We start from the raw sequence: 18,389 nt of genomic DNA on the forward strand, positions 1-18,389 counted from the left end.
GGATTTTTGCACTTTGTTGATTGGAGTGGAGTGGAAGGTGTAAGACTCCTGTGGGGAAAACGTGTCAAAGGGAGACACCTACAGCATGCCGAGGAAGCTCCTGAACCGGAAATCAACAGGCTCTTTTTTGCTTCTTAATTTTATAGTCTTTGCAAGTAGCAAAAAATGGCGGGCATATCTTTTTATTTTAGACAGACAATAAATGTGTAAAAAATAAAGAGGGGCTGATTAATATGGTTAAGCGTAAAGCAAAGTTTGATGCGGTTGAGAAGTATAGCAAAACTCCTAAAAAAAATATAGCAGAAACGGAATTTTCTGCTGAATTTATGCATGGAGAAAATCCAATAAAAGGTGCTAATCGAAATGCTAAACATGGAAGAGAGGGGAAATGATATGAAAAATAAAAAAAATAATCAAAAACAAGAATCAGCAAATGTAGAGTTTGGCATAGAATTTGGAGATGTAAATGCAAACAAATTTTACGATGTGCAAGCAAATAAAAAACTCGAGGCATATAAAGGTCCGAAAAAATAAAACAGGATCACTAGTCCTATAAATAAAAAACAGGCAAAAAATAATCAGTACTTTTTTGCCTGTTTTTTGGGGGAAGTTAATATCTCCAGCAAAAATAATGGACAAGTTTAATACAGACATTGGGGAAGATATAAGCAAAAGGCTGTTTTCTAAAAGATTGTTGCTTTAAATGCGAAGGCGAATATACGTTTTTTCCTTGGTCAAGCATCGAGCCTCCTCATCGCATACGCTTCTGCTTAGGTCTCGTCTTTCTGGAGTGTCTGTTTATTCCTATTTTCCCCATTTTTCTGTTGTAATCAATAAAAATTATGAAAACAGTCGAACCAAAAGATTTATGGTTAATTAACTTGAATTAATAGTGAAATATAAATGTAAGCGGAGTGCGGTATATGATATATTTATAAAGAGGGATTAAACTGAATTTTCAAGCAAAATACATGTCAGTAAAATGGGGGATTTGCTGTTTTGACCTTGATATTCAGTAAAATGGCTCCTGTTTTTTGTATGAATTTAAGGAGCAAAGAAATTTAATATGGTTTTTCGTCAAGAAGGAAAGGGATTTTCATAACTTTGTAGAATTATGTATTACTATGTTTTTTCAAGGAGGCTTAGCAGTGACAGGTGTATCTTATATAGAAGAATTACAGCAGTTGCAAAGGAAACTAAGTAATCTTGAACAAGAGAATCTATATTTAAGAAATGCTTTAAAAGAAGAAAAACAACTAGAAAAACGAATTAAGGCAGCATTTTTCGCTGCTAAGGATGGCATATTGATTCTTCAACCGTCCGGCGTCATTTTAGATGTAAACGATATTATTTGTACCGTATTTAAACTAGAAAAAGATAAAATTATCGGTAGAAATATTACTCATTTTCTTCCTCGCGAATATCGAGAAAAAGCAAGAGAATATTTAGCTGAAATGAACGAATCAAAAAAACATAGCAGGCATTTATTTCCGCTGAAATATCAGCATAATGAAGTGTTTTACGAAATTTCTGCAGGCAAGCTTCCAGACGAAGATGCGTTTGTTGCAATAGTAAGGAATATGACGAGTTATTTTCTGAAACACCAAAAAAAGCAAAAAGAAAAGTTGCTTTATAATGAATTTTTTACAGAAGCTCTTGATGGCATTGTATTATGGAAGGAAACAGGAGAGATTATAGCAGCTAATGAGTCTGCATTGCGCATATTTGAAAGTACATACGAAGAATTAATGCAAACTAAAATCAGTGATTATGTTTACCAAAAAGATGAAAAATATGTGTCTATGATTAAACAATTGTATAAACATAAATCTAACCGGGAAGAGCTTATGTTTCTTATGCCAAATGGTCAAAAAAAATTACTGGAGTTTACAACAAAGCTGCATTCTGTCGAAGGGATGCATATGAGTATATTTCGTAATATTTCTGAGCGATATAAAATGGAAATGGATCTTCGCGAAAGTAAAACTATGTTAAAGAATGTTTTTGAAGAAGCATTTGATGGCATTATCGTATGGGATGAAGCATTTCGTATTGTTGATATGAATAGAGCAGCTGAACGAATCTTGCTGAAGCCAAAAGAAGAAATGACAGGCATGAGTTTACTTGATGTTCTTCCAAATGGAAAGTCAGTGGCAGAAGACATCAAACCAATGCTTTTGACTTTAAAGGATGGAGAACAAAATCGCGGTTTATACACAGCGGCAATCAACGGGAATGAGTGGAGCCAGTTTGAATTCAGAAATAAATACAATATTTATTCTGGACTAAGTATTACTACATTAAGAGATATTACAGAAAATGCAGTGCTGGAGAAGCAGCTTAGAAAATCTTCCACCCTTAATGTAATAGGTGAACTTGCTGCTGGAATCGCCCATGAAATAAGGAATCCGATGACTGCTTTAAAAGGATTTATTCAATTGTTGGAAAATGAATTCAAGTCGGATAATCACAAGATGTACTTTTCTGTTATCAAAACAGAATTAAATAGAATTGAAATGATTATCAATGAATTTTTGCTATTGGCAAAACCAAAAGATGTTCAGTATGTTAAATGCGACGTAACAAAAATAATGGATGAAACATTGGAGCTATTGCAAGCACAGGCGGTTTTATTTAATGTTCAAATTGAGAAAAATTATGGAGAATTTCAGTTGGAGGTTTATTGTGACCCAAACCAAATGAAAAAAGTATTTATTAATATTGTAAAAAATGGAATAGAAGTACTGGAACATGGCGGGGAAATACAAGTTGAATTAAATGAAACAGAAGATAGCTGCCATATTATGATAAAAGATAACGGAAATGGGATTAGCAAGGAATTAGTTGCAAGATTGGGCGAACCATTTTTTACAACAAAAGAAAAAGGTACAGGACTTGGTTTGATGGTTTGCAAGCAGATAATAGAAGACCATAAAGGGAAAATGGAAATAGAGTCAGAAGAGGGGATTGGAACTGCATTTCATATTTATATTCCAAAACATAATATAAGTAATAATGATTGAGATGGATGGATATGTTAGTGGGTATTTCATCTTATGGTTCTATTCAATTTTAAGACAATCTATTTTTAGTGGATTTTTAATAAGAGGAAATAAATTGCCTTTGTATATAGTGCTCATAAATAGCTCGATTTATTTTCTCTTTATAAAAACTTAGTAGTAGCGGGTGTTTTGTCACTAGATTGAATAGGCCTTTTTTAAGGTCTATTTTTTATATAAAAAATATTCAGTTGCTAAAAAACAGCATTTTTATTACTATCTAATTAGATATATATCTAATGTAGGAGGCTATGTATGCAGTTAGACAGAATAGTAGCTTTTCATAAAACAATTGGCGATCCAACAAGAATAAAAATCATTGCTTTATTAGCAACTAAATCATGGAATGGACAAGCGCTTGCAGGAAAATTAGGATTGTCTGCCCCGACGATTACTCATCATTTAAAAAAGCTGAGGGAAATTAATGTTGTATATGAAAGACGGGATAAAAATACTATTTATTTTTATTTAAATAAGTCCGTGATGAAGCAGCAACTAGAAGCTTTAAACAATTTAATGGAAAATAATAAAGAAGATACAGAGATGGGTGTATCTAACGATGAAGAAATGTCGATTATTCAAACCTTTTTTACTGCAGATGGCAGATTGAAAAATATTCCTGCTCAAAGGAAAAAGAAATTAGTTATATTTCGCTATATGGTTAAAGGATTAAAAGCAGGAAAAAAATATAAGGAACAAGAGATAAATGAATATATCATCCAGTTTTTTGATGATTATGCAACAATTAGAAGAGAATTTATCATCAATCATTTTATGTATAGAGAAAAAAATCAATATGAACTCAATCCAGAAGAGATGTGGCTAAAATAACGTTATTTTTTTCCTGCTGTTACACTTTTGTTTTATTACGCATTAACAGGCTTGTGACCCCCACCTAAGGGATTATGAGCAAAACGAGAAATCTAGGTGGGGAGAAAGTCAACTGTAAAAGCCTGCCTGATTGATTTCATTACCAATCAGCGGGAGATGGAAAAAACACGCTGAATGAAGCTGCACTTTATGAATAAAATTCAGGTTTACGATCAGCAAAAATTGGAATTGTTTTGCGAACTTCTTTTACTTTGTTCATATCAATGGTACCGTAGATAATACTCGTGTCTTCATTCGCCTCCACTATGATTTCTCCCCAAGGATCGATAATCATACTATGGCCTGCAAATATATTATTAGGGTCAGATCCTGCCCGATTGCAGGCAATCACATAACATTGATTTTCAATGGCGCGGGCAATCAATAAGGATTTCCAATGAGCTAAACGAGGCAGTGGCCATTCAGCTACTACAAAGATTGCTTCTGCCCCTTTGGTGGTATGCGCACGAATCCATTCAGGAAAGCGAATATCATAGCAAATCATTCCGGCAAATTGATGATTTGCTAAAGAGAATAATCCTTCTTCAGAGCCTCCTTGTAAATATAGGTGTTCATCCATTAATTGAAATAGATGCAATTTATTATAACTATGAACTAATTCGCCTTTATTATTTACGATAATCAATGTGTTAAAAATGCCATCTTTATTTTTATTTGCGACAGATCCTCCTACTAGATGAACATTGTAGGAAACGGCCATTCTTTTTAAAAAGGCGATTGTATTTTCTGCATCATTATCGGCGATTTCATCAAGTCTTGTTAAATCATATCCAGTTGTCCATAATTCAGGAAGGACAATGATATCTATTCTTTCGCGGCTGCAAGCCTCGCTTATTTGTTGTTCTGCCATCAGAAAGTTTTTTTGGGGCTCCCCAAAAGCAATGTCCATTTGAATGATGCTGATTGTTAAAGGCATATCTATCTTCCTCCTAATTTATTGTCGATATAAATTATTTTTTGTTCTATTTATCATGCATTAACGGGCTTTTGCCTCCGCCTCAGTCAAGATTATGAGAGGAAATGGGAAATCTAGGTGGGGGATAACTGCCCGTAAAAGCCGGATTGAAGTTTTACTTTATTTTCAAGAGCGAATCTAAAATCTTTTTTATCAACGATATCATTAATATAGCACTTTTTAAATAAAATCCATGGTTTAAACTTTATTATTTTTCCGATTATTATTTACAGACTCATTTATTCGTTATAACATAAAATGAAAGATTATTGAATATTTTCATTAATAAAATTTTGTGAGTAGTGTTTGCTAATAAAGTGAAACTATTAATCAGTGGCTCTATCCTCTATTGATTGATAAGGATATAAGGCCATACAGAGGTTGCTGCAGGATATGGAATCTATAGCTTTATGCCTGTTTATCCAAGTTTTCCGGTCAATTTTCTAAACGGATAAATGCAAACGATTGTCTATTCACTGTGTCTAAGTTGGCTTTTTTTAAAGAAGATGGTTAGACTATCGGTTTAATTAAATAAAGTAGGTGGAAAAATGAAAATTTATGAACAATCGAATATTTTAAAAAGCTTGCCGGAACAATTTTTTGCTTCTCTTGTTTCAAAAGTGTCTAAATATGCAGATAAAGGGTTTGATATAATCAATTTAGGACAAGGAAATCCAGATCAGCCTACCCCTCCTCATATTGTGCAAAGTCTGCAAAAAGCAGCGGATAATCCGCTAAATCATAAATATTCTCCTTTTACGGGATACGATTATATAAAAGAAGCAATTGCAGCATTTTATCAAAAAGAGTATGGAGTAAATCTTGATCCGAAGACGGAAGTAGCGGTTCTATTTGGAGGAAAAGCTGGATTAGTGGAAATACCACAATGTCTGTTAAATCCCGGGGATACAGTATTGGTGCCAGATCCAGGATATCCTGATTATTTATCAGGCATTGCAATGGCAAGCGCTGTTATGGCTAAAATGCCTTTGCTAGAAGAAAATAAATTTTTGCCAAATTATGAGGAAATACCAGATGATGTTTTGCAAAAGGCAAAGTTAATGTTTTTAAATTATCCTAATAATCCAACAGGTGCTATTGCTACAGAAGATTTTTTTCAAAAAACTGTTCAATTCAGCAAAGATAATGACATCTGCGTCGTACATGATTTTGCTTATGGAGCAATTGGGTTTGATGGCATAAAACCTATTAGTTTTCTGCAGACGCCTGATGCTAAAAAAATAGGAGTTGAGATTTACACGTTATCAAAAACTTTTAATATGGCAGGTTGGCGTGTTGGTTTTGCTGTCGGTAATCCTAGTGTAATTTCTGCACTTAATTTGTATCAAGATCATCTATATGTTAGCTTATTTGGGGCGGTGCAAGAGGCGGCTGCAACTGCATTAACAAGCTCTCTTGCATGTGTCGAAGAATTAAATGCATTATACGAAAAGAGAAGAAATGTGTTTGTTGATGGGTTAAAAGAAATAGGCTGGAATGTAAAAGCGCCAGCAGGATCATTTTTTGCTTGGCTAAAAGTTCCTGAAGGTTTTACATCCGAACAGTTTTCTGATTATCTGTTAGATAAAGCTCATATTGCTGTGGCACCAGGAATAGGATTCGGGGAATATGGGGAAGGATATGTGCGTGCAGGTTTATTAACCTCAGAAGAACGTTTGGTAGAGGCAGTAAATAGAATAAAAAAATTGCCGTTATTTACATAATTAATCAAGAAGTGACATTTTATAATATAAAAAAGGGGAAATGAAATACTGCTGTTTAATTTCATTTCTCTTTTTTATTTGAAATATATAGAAATTTTCTCTTTATACTCAATAATTGGTTATTCTAGGATAGTTATGAAGAGAATCTCAACTAAGTAGTATGATTAAAGGACTAAATTAAATATCATAGGAATTAATGCCTATAAGAGAAATGAACATATGATCTTTCTGTTATAAAAATGTTGGATTTTGTCGAAAAATAAGTTAATCTATTTTTCTTATAGTTATATATACCTATTTTTTTGAAAAAAATGTCTAATATTGCGAATCTATTTACTTTTATATAATTTCTTGCAATAATTCATCAAGTAAGCTAATTTTATGCCGATAAAGTAAAACTCAATAAACGAGATTTTTTTCAGTTTGTTTTTTTTCTATCAGGCGTCCGGACAAGATTTCTCTATTTTATGTCTGGCACTTAATGGCCTTTTAGATAGAGGTTTTGCTGCTTGTTGAATAGAGGATAAAAATTAGTATTTTTTCGACGGACTAGGAGGAAATGGAAGTGCATGGTGCAAAAAAAGAAATGATGAAAGCAATTCAGCAAAAGAGGGAGGCAATGATTCGATCTGCAAAAGAAACGGGCTATACAAGTGAGGAAACAATAAAGCATAGTCAAGAACTGGATAAATTAATTCTTCAATATCAACTTGCTTTTCGGCAAAGCAATCAGAAAAGAACCCTTGTGAGAAAATGCAAAAAGAAAACATCAATTGTTTGGTCTAGATATTTAGTATATAGGCAAAATAATTATTCTAAAGTGCTGTAATAAGAAAAATGCTTAGTAGGAGATAGTTTGAAAAATTGTCTCTATTTTTTTAAAATTCCTTTAGAAGAGATAATGATATAACATGTTAGTAGATGGCATCAAAAAGCAAAAGGAATTTTTTATTTTTTTAATAAAGAAAATTGAATTCAACATCAATTATTTTACCTCATCCATACAAATGGGCGACAGAAAAGACTTGCTAAACACGCCTGCATCCTATTCTATACCCTTCTCTATTAATATAGTAGCACCGCAAGAAGAATCAGCACATATATGAATCAAAAAAAGTAGATGAAAATGAAAAACCCCCTACAGCAATGCATAGGGGATTTAAATTGATAGAAATAATTTCTAGTTTGCGGCAACTGGCAGAACAATTTCAACTTTTGTGCCAATGCTTTCTTTGCTTGTTATATAGATTTCTCCATGAAAAGATTGAATGATTCGCTTACAAACAATAAGGCCAAGCCCTGTTCCAGTATCTTTGGAAGTATAAAAAGGCTGAAATAGTTTTTTTAACTGAGATGAAGGGATGCCAACTCCAGAATCTTTAATAGAAATCGTAACTTTTCCAGCAGTCTCAGAAATCGTAAATGTTAAGATGCCGCCTCCTGACATGGCTTCAAAGGCGTTTTTGGTAATATTTAAAATGACTTGTTTCATCTGATCTACTGTACAAACTATTGGAATATTTTTTTCCGGAACAGTAAAACGGCATTCTACGTTATTTAAGTTTCCTTCTGAAACAATTAAAGGCTTCAGTTCATGGATGATTAGCTGAAGATTAATGCTTTGTTTTTTTAGTGCAGTTGGTTTGCCAAGGAATAAAAATTGACTGACAATTTCATTGATTCTTGTTATTTCCGTTTGAATAATAGAAAAGTACAGCTGGTCTTCTTCTGATTTATATTTTTCGCTTAATAATTGGATAAGCCCTTTAATTCCAGTAAGTGGATTGCGAATCTCATGTGCAGAACTAGCAGCCAAATTCCCAACCAGTTCCAGTTTTTGGATTTCGTTTTGTTTTTTTTCCAATTGTGATCGCTTTTTAAATAAGTAAAATTGCAGCAATAAATATAGAAGATGAGCACAAACTAAACAGAAAATGCTAAATATTAAAGTTTTTTGCATAATCTTTTTTGTATCTATATCTTGGACGCTTACTTTTATCTGCCAAGGAAGCCGGTCAATGGGCAGCGAGATGACATCATCTTTAGAGGAAATATAAGAGTTCATGCTTAAAACTATTTCATCATTTGCGTTCATAATAGCAATGTTGTCTTTTGGCGTAATGATTTTCATAATATTTAATAGATAGTCAATCCGTAAATATGCAACAAGGATAAAATCTAATTGACCGTTATCCTTTATAACGGGTTTTGCTAGTCCAATTACTTTTTGCCCATTATTTAGAATCTCCTGCTGGTTGCTAATGACCATGTCTTTGGTTTTAATTACTTCTTTAATATAGCTGGCATGATTCATTTTAATGGAAATATGGTCATATGTATCAGTAGATCCAGTAATGGTTTCTCCAGAACTATCCAATAAATACAGTCCTCCATATGCAGGTTCTTCATTAAAAACTTTACGGAGCAGCTTTTCTATATTATTCATGGCATCTTTATTTGTTTCAATTGAAATACTTAATATATTTAAGGAAGTTACTGTTTTATTCATAAAGGAATCCCATTGTTTTTGATGAATGGTGCCAGTCCATTTTGCTGCATTCTTTTGTTGCTGTAATTCGCCATTTACTATTTTATTTGCATATAGATATCCAGATATTATGACAGGGAGGATGGTGATAAGCAGATAAAATAATATTTTTTTTATTTTATTTTTCATTTTGTAATCTCCATCTAGTGAAAAGTTACCTTTTTGAGTACTATTTATTATATCATGTATCATTAGAAGTACAATTGAGATAATTTTACAATTGAATAATTGAATATAATGAATAATTGACAAAATTGTGGAAAAAAAGTATAATTGATTTGAATTCAAGATATTTTATATTAGATAAAAGGAATGGACTACAAATGAGTAAAGAAGAGGTTAATCAGTCGTTAAAATTATTTATTGTACTTTCACGAGCATATCGTGCCATCAATGAAAATGTGAATAAATTAATTCAAACATATGGTCTGAATCCGACAGAATTTGCAGTAATGGAACTTTTGTATCATAAAGGAGATCAGCCTTTGCAACAAATTGGAGGAAAAATATTATTAGCAAGTGGAAGCATTACATATGTTGTAGATAAATTGGAGGAAAAAGGCTATTTAAAAAGAGTGGCCTGCCCGACAGATCGCAGGGTGACATTTGCCCAAATTACGGCAACAGGAAAAGAAATGATTGAATCTATTTTTCCAACACATGAAGAACGCATTCATGAACTCATGGCAGAATTATCAAGTGAGGAAAAGGAAACAGTTATTGAGCTTGTAAAAAAACTTGGAATATCTGTAGCAAATAAATAAAAAAGATAAGAAATGGCGATTATAGGCCATTTTTTTGTAGGCTCTGTTACAGAAATTTATTTTTTCTGGTTATTAACAAAGCCTTTTTAGCATTAAATCTACGTAATTTACATATAAAGAAAAGCAAGCAGGAATGCGAGGATTTTATGTGTAATAGATAAAGTTAGTGGCTTATTCCAGCAAAAATGCTGTAACAAGAATATTGTGTAGTTCTAGTAGCATCGTTGCTGACGTTTTGATTAATATGGAAGTCTTACTTATGAGAAATGGAAAGGGGATAAAGCATGGAATTTTCTGAATATGCATATAAAAGGCCAGATAGGAAAGAAGTAACTGCCTCGTTTGATATCCTTTTACAAAAATTCAAAGAGGCGAAAGATGGAGAAACGCAACTAGTAATCATTAAAAAAATTAACCATCTACGCAATGATATCTCAACAATGTCCAATATATGTTATATCCGCCATTCGGTGGATACAAATGATGAATATTATCAAAAAGAACAAGACTATTTAGACGAAGTTTCACCTGAGTTTGAAGGTCTAGTTACAAAATATTATAAGGAACTAACACAGTCCAAATTTCGTAAAGAACTGGAACAAAAATTAGGAAAACAGCTTTTTGCATTAGCGGAAGCGCAATTAAAAGTTTTTTCTGATGAAGTAGTGCCCCTATTGCAGCAAGAAAATAAACTATCGACAGAGTATACAAAATTATTAGCTTCTGCCAAAATTATGTTCAAAGGCGAGGAGCGGACATTAGCACAAATGGAGCCATTTGCAGAGTCCAATGATCGACAAATAAGAAAGGAGGCAAATACAAAACGATTTGCATTTTTTTCTGAACAAGAAAAGACATTAGATCGCATTTATGATGATATGGTAAAGGTACGCACTGAAATAGCAGAAAAATTAGGCTATAAAAATTTTGTGGAACTGGCTTATTACCGAATGTATCGAACAGACTATAATGCAGAAATGGTAAAAAACTTCCGGAATCAAATACATAAACATATTGTGCCGCTAGCAACTAAATTAAAGAAACGGCAACAAAAAAGAATTGGTTTAGATGAATTAAAATACTATGATGAATCATTAAATTTTCTATCTGGAAACCCCGTTCCAAAGGGTGACGCGGATTGGATTATTGAAAATGGACAAAACATGTATAATGAATTATCAGAGGAGACAGGTGCTTTCTTTTCCTATTTAAGAGAAAATCAATTAATGGATTTAGTTGCTAAAAAGGGAAAAGCAGGTGGAGGATATTGTACATTTATTGAAAATTATCAAGCGCCATTTATCTTTTCTAATTTTAACGGAACTTCTGGTGATATTGATGTACTGACACATGAAGCAGGACATGCGTTTCAAGTATACAGCAGCCGCAATTTAGAACTGCCGGAATATTATTGGCCTACATATGAGGCAGCGGAAATCCATTCTATGAGTATGGAATTTTTTACATGGCCTTGGATGGACCTGTTTTTTAAAGAAGAAACAGATAAATATAAATTCACTCATTTAAGCTCGGCTTTGCTGTTTCTTCCCTATGGCGTTTCTGTAGATGAGTTTCAGCATTGGGTATATGAACATCCAACTGCGACACCAAAAGAGCGAAAACAAGCATGGCGGGAAATCGAAAAAAAATATATGCCTCATAAAGATTATGATGATAATGAATATTTAGAGAGTGGCGGATTTTGGCAGCGTCAATCCCATATATACACATCACCTTTTTATTATATTGATTACACGCTAGCCCAAATCTGCGCTTTCCAATTTTGGAAAAAATCGCGGGAAAATAAAGAGGGATCGTGGGATGATTATGTGAATCTTTGTAAACTTGGTGGGAGCTTGCCATTTACAGAATTAGTTAAAGAAGCTAATTTAATCTCTCCATTTGAGGATGGTTGTGTAGAATCTGTTATTCAAGAAATTGATCAATGGCTAAATAGTATAGATGATACAAAACTTTAAAAAGAAGGTTCTGGGAAAGAACTCTATTGATGTTTAGTTCATTAATAAAGCCAAAAAGAAAAACGGTGTATTTTTTATAACACCGTTTTTCTTTTTTATTAGGATTTAATTGCTTCTCCATTTATATTCCATGTCTTCTTCCATGAAGCATTAGCTAACCATAAAATTCCAAAAGCAGCAAGGCCGATGCAAGCGAATGTTAGGAATCCTGAGGAATATGTACCAGTAATTTGTTTTAATGTTCCTAAAATATTTGGCAAAAAGAATCCGCCAATTCCCCCTGCTGCACCAACAATACCTGTTACCATTCCTATTTCCTTTTGGAAGCGTTGAGGAACTAATTGGAATACGGCACCATTTCCCATTCCTAAACACATCATGCCGATAAATAGCATTGCAATTACAATACTAAGTGCAGGAAGTGTGCTGACACCGATCATACATAATGCTGCAAGAATAAATAGGGTAGAAAGCAATTTTACCCCACCAATACGGTCTGCAATAAAGCCTCCAACCGGACGAAAGAAACTTCCAGCAGCGACACATAATGTAACAAAATCACCTGCTTGTACGCTTGTTAATCTGTATTCATCCACAAAGAAAATGCTTAAGAAACTAGTTAATCCTACAAAACCACCAAATGTTACCCCATATAATAAGCAGAAAAACCAAGTATCTTTATATTTAAATACTTTAAAATAATTAGCAATTGGTTGAGGTTTTGGCTGGGATGGAGCATTTTTTGCCAATATTGTGAAAATAATAAAAACAATAACTAAAGGGATAAGTGCAAAACCCATTACATTATGCCAGCCAAAATGTTCAGCTAGACGTGGACCGAATAATGTGGCAATTAATGTTCCACTATTTCCAGCTCCTGCAATTCCCATCGCCAGTCCTTGCAAATGTGGAGGATACCAGCGGCTTGTCATTGGCAATGCCACAGAAAAGCTTGCACCAGCTACTCCTAATAAAATGCCAATAGCATAAAGTTCAGGCATCGTTTTCCCTGCTGCAAATCCCCAAATAAGTGGAATCATTGTAACAATCATACCGATTGTTGCTGTTTTTTTCGGACCAATACGATCTGTTAAAATTCCCATCACAATACGAAAGAAAGAACCTGCTAATGTCGGTATGGCAACCATCATGCCTTTTTCTGCCGGAGATAAACCAAAATCTTTTGAAATAAATACACCTAATGCTCCGAGCATTACCCAAATCATAAAGCTGATGTCAAAATACAAAAAGGATGATAATAATGTTGGTGGATGACCACTCTTTCTTAAATCAGATATTTTCATTTACATTTCCCCCTTTGTTTTATAAGCAAGGTACAAATTTTGCAAATAGAAGATTTATAACACTGCTACTTTAAAGCAAAAAACCAATAAATGAATTACATGTTTTTGATTATAGTAAAGGTTTTACGGAAGGAAAAGGATTGTGTCAGAACTTCTAACGTAATTTTTTTGGAAAATTTAGAAGAAATTAAAATTTAAAAATTATTATAAAAAAGGAAATCGTGCAACAGCAACTAGTTAAGCGTTCTCATTTATTTTTTATTGTTAGATTATATGACATAATTATTTTCGGAAAGTTTATAGTATGAAATAATGAAAGCTATGTATCTATTTAAGACATTTTTTTATTGAGAATGCAGGGGGTTTTTAACGATGAAAAAAGAAAAATTGGTGGTAATAGGGAATGGAATGGCTGGAGTTCGATGTATCGAGGAAATTATTAAAAATAACCCTGAAACATTTGAAATATCAATTATAGGCAGTGAGTCACATGCAAACTACAATCGAATTCAATTATCCTCTGTATTGCAAGGAGATGCTTCCATTCATGATATTGTAATAAATGATTATGATTGGTATAAAGACCATCATATTAACTTGTACTCTGGTGAATCTGCTATAAAAGTAGAAATAGAGGAAAAATGGATAGTTACTGATAAGTCCCGTAAGATCATGTACGATAAATTGATTATTGCAACAGGATCCAATCCATTTCTTCTACCTATTCCAGGCGTAGAAAAGTCAGGAGTTATGACATTTCGAACGATAGAAGATTGCGAAGAAATAATCGAATCTTCTAAAAAGTTTAAAAAAGCAATTGTGATTGGCGGCGGAATATTAGGTCTTGAAGCGGCAAGAGGGCTGCTCAATCTTGGTATGGAAGTAGATGTGGTGCATAATGGCCCTTATTTAATGCAAAGACAATTAGATCAAACCGCCTCAAAACTATTGCAGCAAAAGCTTGAAGAACAAGGCATGAATTTTCTATTAGGTAAAGACTCGGAAGAAATTGTTGGAACAGATCGTGTAGAAGGTATTCGCTTTAAAGATGGTACGTTTGCTGCAGCAGATTTGGTGGTGATGGCAGTTGGTGTTTCTCCTAATATAAGCTTGGTGAAAAACAGTGGAATTGAGACAAATAGGGGCATCATTGTGAATGACTTTATGGAAACGAATGTGCCTAATATTTATGCTGTTGGCGAATGTGCGGAACATAATGGCATTGTGTATGGACTAGTAAAGCCTTTATATGAACAAGGACAAGTGCTTGCAAAAAGAATTTGTGGCATGCCTGTTGACGGATATACTAGTTCGATTTTATCAACGAAATTAAAAATTTCCGGGGTGGATGTATTTTCAGTAGGAAAAGTCTATGAAGAAGAAACCGCGAAAGTCATTAAAATGTTTGATGAATTAGATGGCATCTATAAGAAAGTAATTGTAGAAGAGGAAAAGATCGTTGGGGCTATTCTTTTTGGGGATACAAAAAAGTCTGCTTATTTCTTAGATATGGTCGCGAAGAAAAAGAATATTGACAACGTGGAAAAAGGCGAATGGTTTCAAATAAGTGGCAAAGGGCAAGGTGCTTTTAGAGAAATGCCACAAAGTGAAATTATTTGCAACTGCAACGGCGTTTCTAAAGGAGCAATTATTGAGGCGGTTATTGATAAGGACTTGCAAACAGTAGAGGAAATTAAGCAATGCACAAAGGCATCAGGATCATGCGGCGGCTGTAAACCATTAGTTGCTGACCTTTTGGAATATATTAACAGCGATGAATTTGATGAAAAAATTGAAGTAAAGCCAATGTGCAGTTGTACTACTTTAACGGAAGAGGAAGTAGTACACGAAATGCAAATATTAAATTTAGCTTCGAAAAAAGAAGTAATGTCAGCGCTGAATTGGCAAAAACAGGATGGCTGCAGTATTTGTAATCCGGCTGTTGAATATTATTTAGGAATGATTTATCCAGAATATGAAAGTGTGAAGGATGCATGTTTTGTAAACGAACGAATGAATGCCATAAGAAATAGCGATGGAACTTATACCGTTATTCCGCAAATGTATGGAGGAGTCACAACGGGAAGTCAATTGAAAATAATTGGGGAAGTAGCGCAAAAGTATAGCATCGATCGTATTGCTATATCTAGTGAACAGAGAATTCATTTAATGGGCATAACAGACGAGAACTTACTGGCTATTTGGAGTGAATTAAATATGGAATTAAACTCTTCATTCGGACATATTGTTCATCCTATTAAAACAAATATCGGAGAGCATATCTGTTCTTGTTCTAAAGAAAGTTCCTTGCAGCTAGCAGTAGAATTAGAAGAAAGCACCGTATTTTTATCTGCGCCGTATCGAGTGAAAATAGGGATATCTGCATGTATGCATAATAACTCTGGCTCGACTACAAAAGACATTGGGCTTATCGAGATGGAAAGAGGCTGGGAGATTTATGTAGGCGGCAGCAGTGGAAGAGATAATCGTTCAGGAAACCTTTTATATGTTGCTGCCACCAAAAAAGAAGCAATTGACATTATTTTAGGGTTTATTCAATACTATCGGGAAACCGCAAATTATCTGGAAAGAACATGGCAATGGGTGGAAAGAGTTAACTTAGTGCATATTCGTGAAGTTTTGTTTGACAAAGATATTCGAACACAACTAATTGATCGTTTGGAAGCTGATCGCAAGCAGAAAAAAGATAATCTAGAGAGAAATTTTATATAAACTATCGCTAAAAAGAAGTAGGTGAATTTTTAAGCAACGGGAATTTCAGCCACTAGAGAGGGAGTGTCTTCATGACCGAATTATTATTAAAATATTTTCGAACACAGCAGAAAGTCTCACCGAAAGAAAAAAGATATGACACACAATGTCCCTTTTGCAGCATGCAGTGCAAAATGCAATTGGTAGAAGAATCCATCGTATCAAGGAAAAAATATACTGTTATAGGCAAAGATAATCCTACTTCAGAGGGGCGTTTATGCATTAAAGGGTTAAATGCACACCAACATGCTATGCATCATAATCGTATTAAATATCCATTAAGAAAAGTAAATGGAGAATTTGTTCAAATCTCTTGGCAAGAAGCATTGGAGCATATTAAAGAGAATTTTACCAGCATTCAAAAAGAGTATGGAAAAAATGCGTTAGCAGTATACGGCAGTGCTTCCATTACAAACGAAGAAGCGTATTTATTAGGAAAATTTGCCCGAGTTGCGCTACAAACAAAATATATTGATTATAATGGACGCTTATGTATGTCTGCAGCAGCTACAGCAGCAAATCAAACATTTGGAATGGATAGAGGATTAACCAATTCTTTAGCAGAGATACCCTATACTCGTGTCATTATTTTAGCAGGCACAAATTTAGCAGAATGTCAGCCAACCATTATTCCCTATTTTGAAAAAGCAAAAGAAAATGGGGCGTATATTATTGCGATAGATCCTCGTGAAACAGCAACAACGAAACTAGCAGACTTGCATTTAAAAGGCCGTCCTGGTACCGATGCAGCATTGGCAAATGGACTGTTAAAAGTTATTTTAGAAGAAAATTTAATAGATGAATCATTTATACAGCAGCAGGTCAATGGATTTGCTGAAGTAAAAGAATATATTAGTACACTGAATTTAGAGGAGATTGCAGAATTAACCGGTGTAGCACTAGAGGATATACAAAAGGCAGGGATTAAATTCGGAAAAGAAGAATCTGGGATGATTTTAACAGCAAGGGGAATTGAACAGCAAACAGACGGTACAGCCGCTGTGCGCAATTTTTTAAATATTCTTCTTGCAACAGGAAAAATTGGCAAACCATACTCTGGCTATGGAGCGATTACAGGACAAGGAAATGGCCAAGGTGCAAGAGAGCATGGGCAGAAGGCAGATCAATTGCCAGGATACCGAAGCATTGAAAATGAGGAGCATCGAAGCTTTATTGCAAATATATGGGGAGTAGAAGAGAGTGAACTTCCTCGAAAGGGAGTGTCAGCCTTTGAGATGTTTGAAAAAACAGACGAGGGAGAAATTAAAGGAATGTTCTTAATGTGCTCTAATCCTGTTATGTCTAATCCTGATGCTAATTTTGTTAAAAGGGCTTTAGGGAAATTAACATTTTTTGTTGCGGTAGATATGTTTATGTCAGAAACGGCAAAAATGGCAGATATTATTTTGCCAACATCTTCTTATTTGGAAGATGAAGGAACGATGACTAATTTAGAAGGTCGTGTCATTTTGCGAGAAGCATCCAAGCCATGTCCAGGCGATGTAAAACACGATTGGCAAATTATTTGTGAGATAGCGGATGTACTTGGTAAAGGTGCCTATTTTCCTTATAAAAAGGCAGAAGATATTTTTAATGAATTACGAAAGGCATCCAAAGGAGGAATTGCTGATTATTCTGGCATAACATATGATCGTTTAAGAAAAGAAGGGGGCATTTTGTGGCCGTGTCCAGAAGAAAATCATCCAGGGACTGTTCGTTTGTTTGAACAGGGATTTGCCACAGAAGATGGCAAAGCAAAAATGACTGTTGTTACAAGTAAACCTGTTGTCCCTAAAGAAAGTATCAGCAGAGAGTATCCACTATATTTAACAACAGGTCGGGTGATGTCTCAGTATTTAACTGGTGTGCAAACGAGAAAAAGTGCTTCTCTATCTGCAAGGAATTTTGAATCATATATAGAAATACATCCAAAAACAGCTCAAGAGTATAATCTTTTGGATAATCAGCTAGTGAGAGTAGAGTCTAAAAGGGGGCATATTGTCGTAAGAAGCAAATGGTCGGAATCAATTCGTCCAGATACGGTTTTTGTTCCGATCCATTGGAGTGGGTCACAAAATGTTAATAAGCTGGTTGGAGGGGAATTAGACCCTTCTTGTAGGATGCCAGGCTTTAAAGTAAGTGCAGTAAGGATTTATCCTTTTGTAGCAGAATAAGAAAATAAAACGAGGCTGGGACATAAGTATTCCAGCTGAAAATAAAAACGAACAATTATATATAATTGTTCGTTTTTAAACTTTTAAAAGGGTGGTTTCAGTAAAGTTTGTTGTTATTACCCGTAGCCTAAATAATTAATTTTTTCTATTTTTTTAAATGGTTTTAGATAACAACCTTTAAAAAAGAAGTGGAATGGAGCGGAGGACACTCAACTCCTG

At 34.1% G+C, this 18,389-nt stretch carries 13 protein-coding genes; 10 read left to right on the forward strand and 3 right to left on the reverse strand.

Features of this window, described 5'->3' with window-relative positions; all coding sequences use genetic code 11:
* Positions 1 to 233: 233 nt before the first annotated feature.
* From NCCP28_RS08305 to NCCP28_RS08320, 4 genes are all read left to right on the forward strand, one after another.
* Positions 234 to 392: a hypothetical protein gene (locus tag NCCP28_RS08305; protein WP_248560923.1), complete on the forward strand. Its 159-nt coding sequence runs from the start codon at positions 234 to 236 to the stop codon at positions 390 to 392.
* Position 393: 1 nt separating this feature from the next.
* A complete protein-coding gene (locus NCCP28_RS08310) occupies positions 394 to 534 on the forward strand; it encodes a hypothetical protein (RefSeq protein WP_248560924.1) in 141 nt (46 codons plus the stop codon).
* A 614-nt stretch (positions 535 to 1,148) separates the two neighbouring features.
* Positions 1,149 to 3,023, forward strand: coding sequence for a PAS domain-containing sensor histidine kinase (locus tag NCCP28_RS08315; protein ID WP_248560925.1), 1,875 nt, complete (start codon positions 1,149 to 1,151; stop codon positions 3,021 to 3,023).
* Positions 3,024 to 3,314: 291 nt separating this feature from the next.
* On the forward strand, positions 3,315 to 3,890 hold the full coding sequence (locus tag NCCP28_RS08320; protein ID WP_248560926.1) for a DUF2087 domain-containing protein: 576 nt from the start codon (positions 3,315 to 3,317) through the stop codon (positions 3,888 to 3,890).
* Between the two features lie 187 nt (positions 3,891 to 4,077).
* Here the strand turns inward: NCCP28_RS08320 and NCCP28_RS08325 are convergent, their stop codons facing one another.
* The gene (locus NCCP28_RS08325) at positions 4,078 to 4,866 is read right to left on the reverse strand and encodes a carbon-nitrogen family hydrolase (RefSeq protein WP_248560927.1); all 789 of its coding nucleotides are present in this window, start codon (positions 4,864 to 4,866) and stop codon (positions 4,078 to 4,080) included.
* A gap of 587 nt (positions 4,867 to 5,453) precedes the next feature.
* Here NCCP28_RS08325 and NCCP28_RS08330 point away from each other — a divergent pair.
* Both NCCP28_RS08330 and NCCP28_RS08335 read left to right on the forward strand, forming a co-directional pair.
* On the forward strand, positions 5,454 to 6,629 hold the full coding sequence (locus NCCP28_RS08330) for a pyridoxal phosphate-dependent aminotransferase (RefSeq protein ID WP_248560928.1): 1,176 nt from the start codon (positions 5,454 to 5,456) through the stop codon (positions 6,627 to 6,629).
* Between the two features lie 565 nt (positions 6,630 to 7,194).
* Positions 7,195 to 7,458: an aspartyl-phosphate phosphatase Spo0E family protein gene (locus tag NCCP28_RS08335; protein WP_248560929.1), complete on the forward strand. Its 264-nt coding sequence runs from the start codon at positions 7,195 to 7,197 to the stop codon at positions 7,456 to 7,458.
* A 351-nt stretch (positions 7,459 to 7,809) separates the two neighbouring features.
* Here the strand turns inward: NCCP28_RS08335 and NCCP28_RS08340 are convergent, their stop codons facing one another.
* On the reverse strand, positions 7,810 to 9,306 hold the full coding sequence (locus NCCP28_RS08340; RefSeq protein ID WP_248560930.1) for a PAS domain-containing sensor histidine kinase: 1,497 nt from the start codon (positions 9,304 to 9,306) through the stop codon (positions 7,810 to 7,812).
* Positions 9,307 to 9,500: 194 nt separating this feature from the next.
* On the opposite strand from NCCP28_RS08340, the gene NCCP28_RS08345 reads away from it, so the two are divergent.
* Both NCCP28_RS08345 and NCCP28_RS08350 read left to right on the forward strand, forming a co-directional pair.
* Positions 9,501 to 9,941, forward strand: a complete 441-nt coding sequence (locus NCCP28_RS08345; protein WP_248560931.1) for a MarR family winged helix-turn-helix transcriptional regulator — start codon at positions 9,501 to 9,503, stop codon at positions 9,939 to 9,941.
* 284 nt (positions 9,942 to 10,225) lie between these two features.
* A complete protein-coding gene (locus NCCP28_RS08350) occupies positions 10,226 to 11,920 on the forward strand; it encodes a M3 family oligoendopeptidase (protein ID WP_248560932.1) in 1,695 nt (564 codons plus the stop codon).
* 98 nt (positions 11,921 to 12,018) lie between these two features.
* On the opposite strand, the gene NCCP28_RS08355 is transcribed toward NCCP28_RS08350, so the two are convergent.
* Positions 12,019 to 13,224, reverse strand: a complete 1,206-nt coding sequence (locus NCCP28_RS08355; protein ID WP_248560933.1) for a nitrate/nitrite transporter — start codon at positions 13,222 to 13,224, stop codon at positions 12,019 to 12,021.
* A 372-nt stretch (positions 13,225 to 13,596) separates the two neighbouring features.
* On the opposite strand from NCCP28_RS08355, the gene nirB reads away from it, so the two are divergent.
* Together nirB and nasC are read left to right on the forward strand one after the other, a co-directional pair.
* Positions 13,597 to 15,957 carry a nitrite reductase large subunit NirB gene (gene nirB / locus NCCP28_RS08360; RefSeq protein WP_248560934.1) on the forward strand — a complete coding sequence of 787 codons (2,361 nt, stop codon included), beginning with the start codon at positions 13,597 to 13,599 and terminating at the stop codon, positions 15,955 to 15,957.
* Positions 15,958 to 16,028: 71 nt separating this feature from the next.
* The gene (gene nasC, locus NCCP28_RS08365; protein ID WP_248560935.1) at positions 16,029 to 18,170 is read left to right on the forward strand and encodes an assimilatory nitrate reductase catalytic subunit NasC; all 2,142 of its coding nucleotides are present in this window, start codon (positions 16,029 to 16,031) and stop codon (positions 18,168 to 18,170) included.
* Positions 18,171 to 18,389: the final 219 nt, after the last annotated feature.

It is taken from the genome of Niallia sp. NCCP-28 (assembly GCF_023168165.1).
Taxonomy (GTDB): Bacteria; Bacillota; Bacilli; order Bacillales; family Cytobacillaceae; genus Niallia.

Excerpts from the sequence above, each read along its gene's own strand:
- NCCP28_RS08305 (WP_248560923.1), top strand. The coding sequence starts at position 234 with ATGGTTAAGCGTAAAGCAAAGTTTGATGCGGTTGAGAAGTATAGCAAA.
- NCCP28_RS08310 (WP_248560924.1), top strand. The coding sequence starts at position 394 with ATGAAAAATAAAAAAAATAATCAAAAACAAGAATCAGCAAATGTAGAG.
- NCCP28_RS08320 (WP_248560926.1), top strand. The coding sequence starts at position 3,315 with ATGCAGTTAGACAGAATAGTAGCTTTTCATAAAACAATTGGCGATCCA.
- NCCP28_RS08325 (WP_248560927.1), bottom strand. The coding sequence starts at position 4,866 with ATGCCTTTAACAATCAGCATCATTCAAATGGACATTGCTTTTGGGGAG.
- NCCP28_RS08330 (WP_248560928.1), top strand. The coding sequence starts at position 5,454 with ATGAAAATTTATGAACAATCGAATATTTTAAAAAGCTTGCCGGAACAA.
- NCCP28_RS08340 (WP_248560930.1), bottom strand. The coding sequence starts at position 9,306 with ATGAAAAATAAAATAAAAAAAATATTATTTTATCTGCTTATCACCATC.
- NCCP28_RS08345 (WP_248560931.1), top strand. The coding sequence starts at position 9,501 with ATGAGTAAAGAAGAGGTTAATCAGTCGTTAAAATTATTTATTGTACTT.
- NCCP28_RS08350 (WP_248560932.1), top strand. The coding sequence starts at position 10,226 with ATGGAATTTTCTGAATATGCATATAAAAGGCCAGATAGGAAAGAAGTA.
- NCCP28_RS08355 (WP_248560933.1), bottom strand. The coding sequence starts at position 13,224 with ATGAAAATATCTGATTTAAGAAAGAGTGGTCATCCACCAACATTATTA.
- nirB (WP_248560934.1), top strand. The coding sequence starts at position 13,597 with ATGAAAAAAGAAAAATTGGTGGTAATAGGGAATGGAATGGCTGGAGTT.
- nasC (WP_248560935.1), top strand. The coding sequence starts at position 16,029 with ATGACCGAATTATTATTAAAATATTTTCGAACACAGCAGAAAGTCTCA.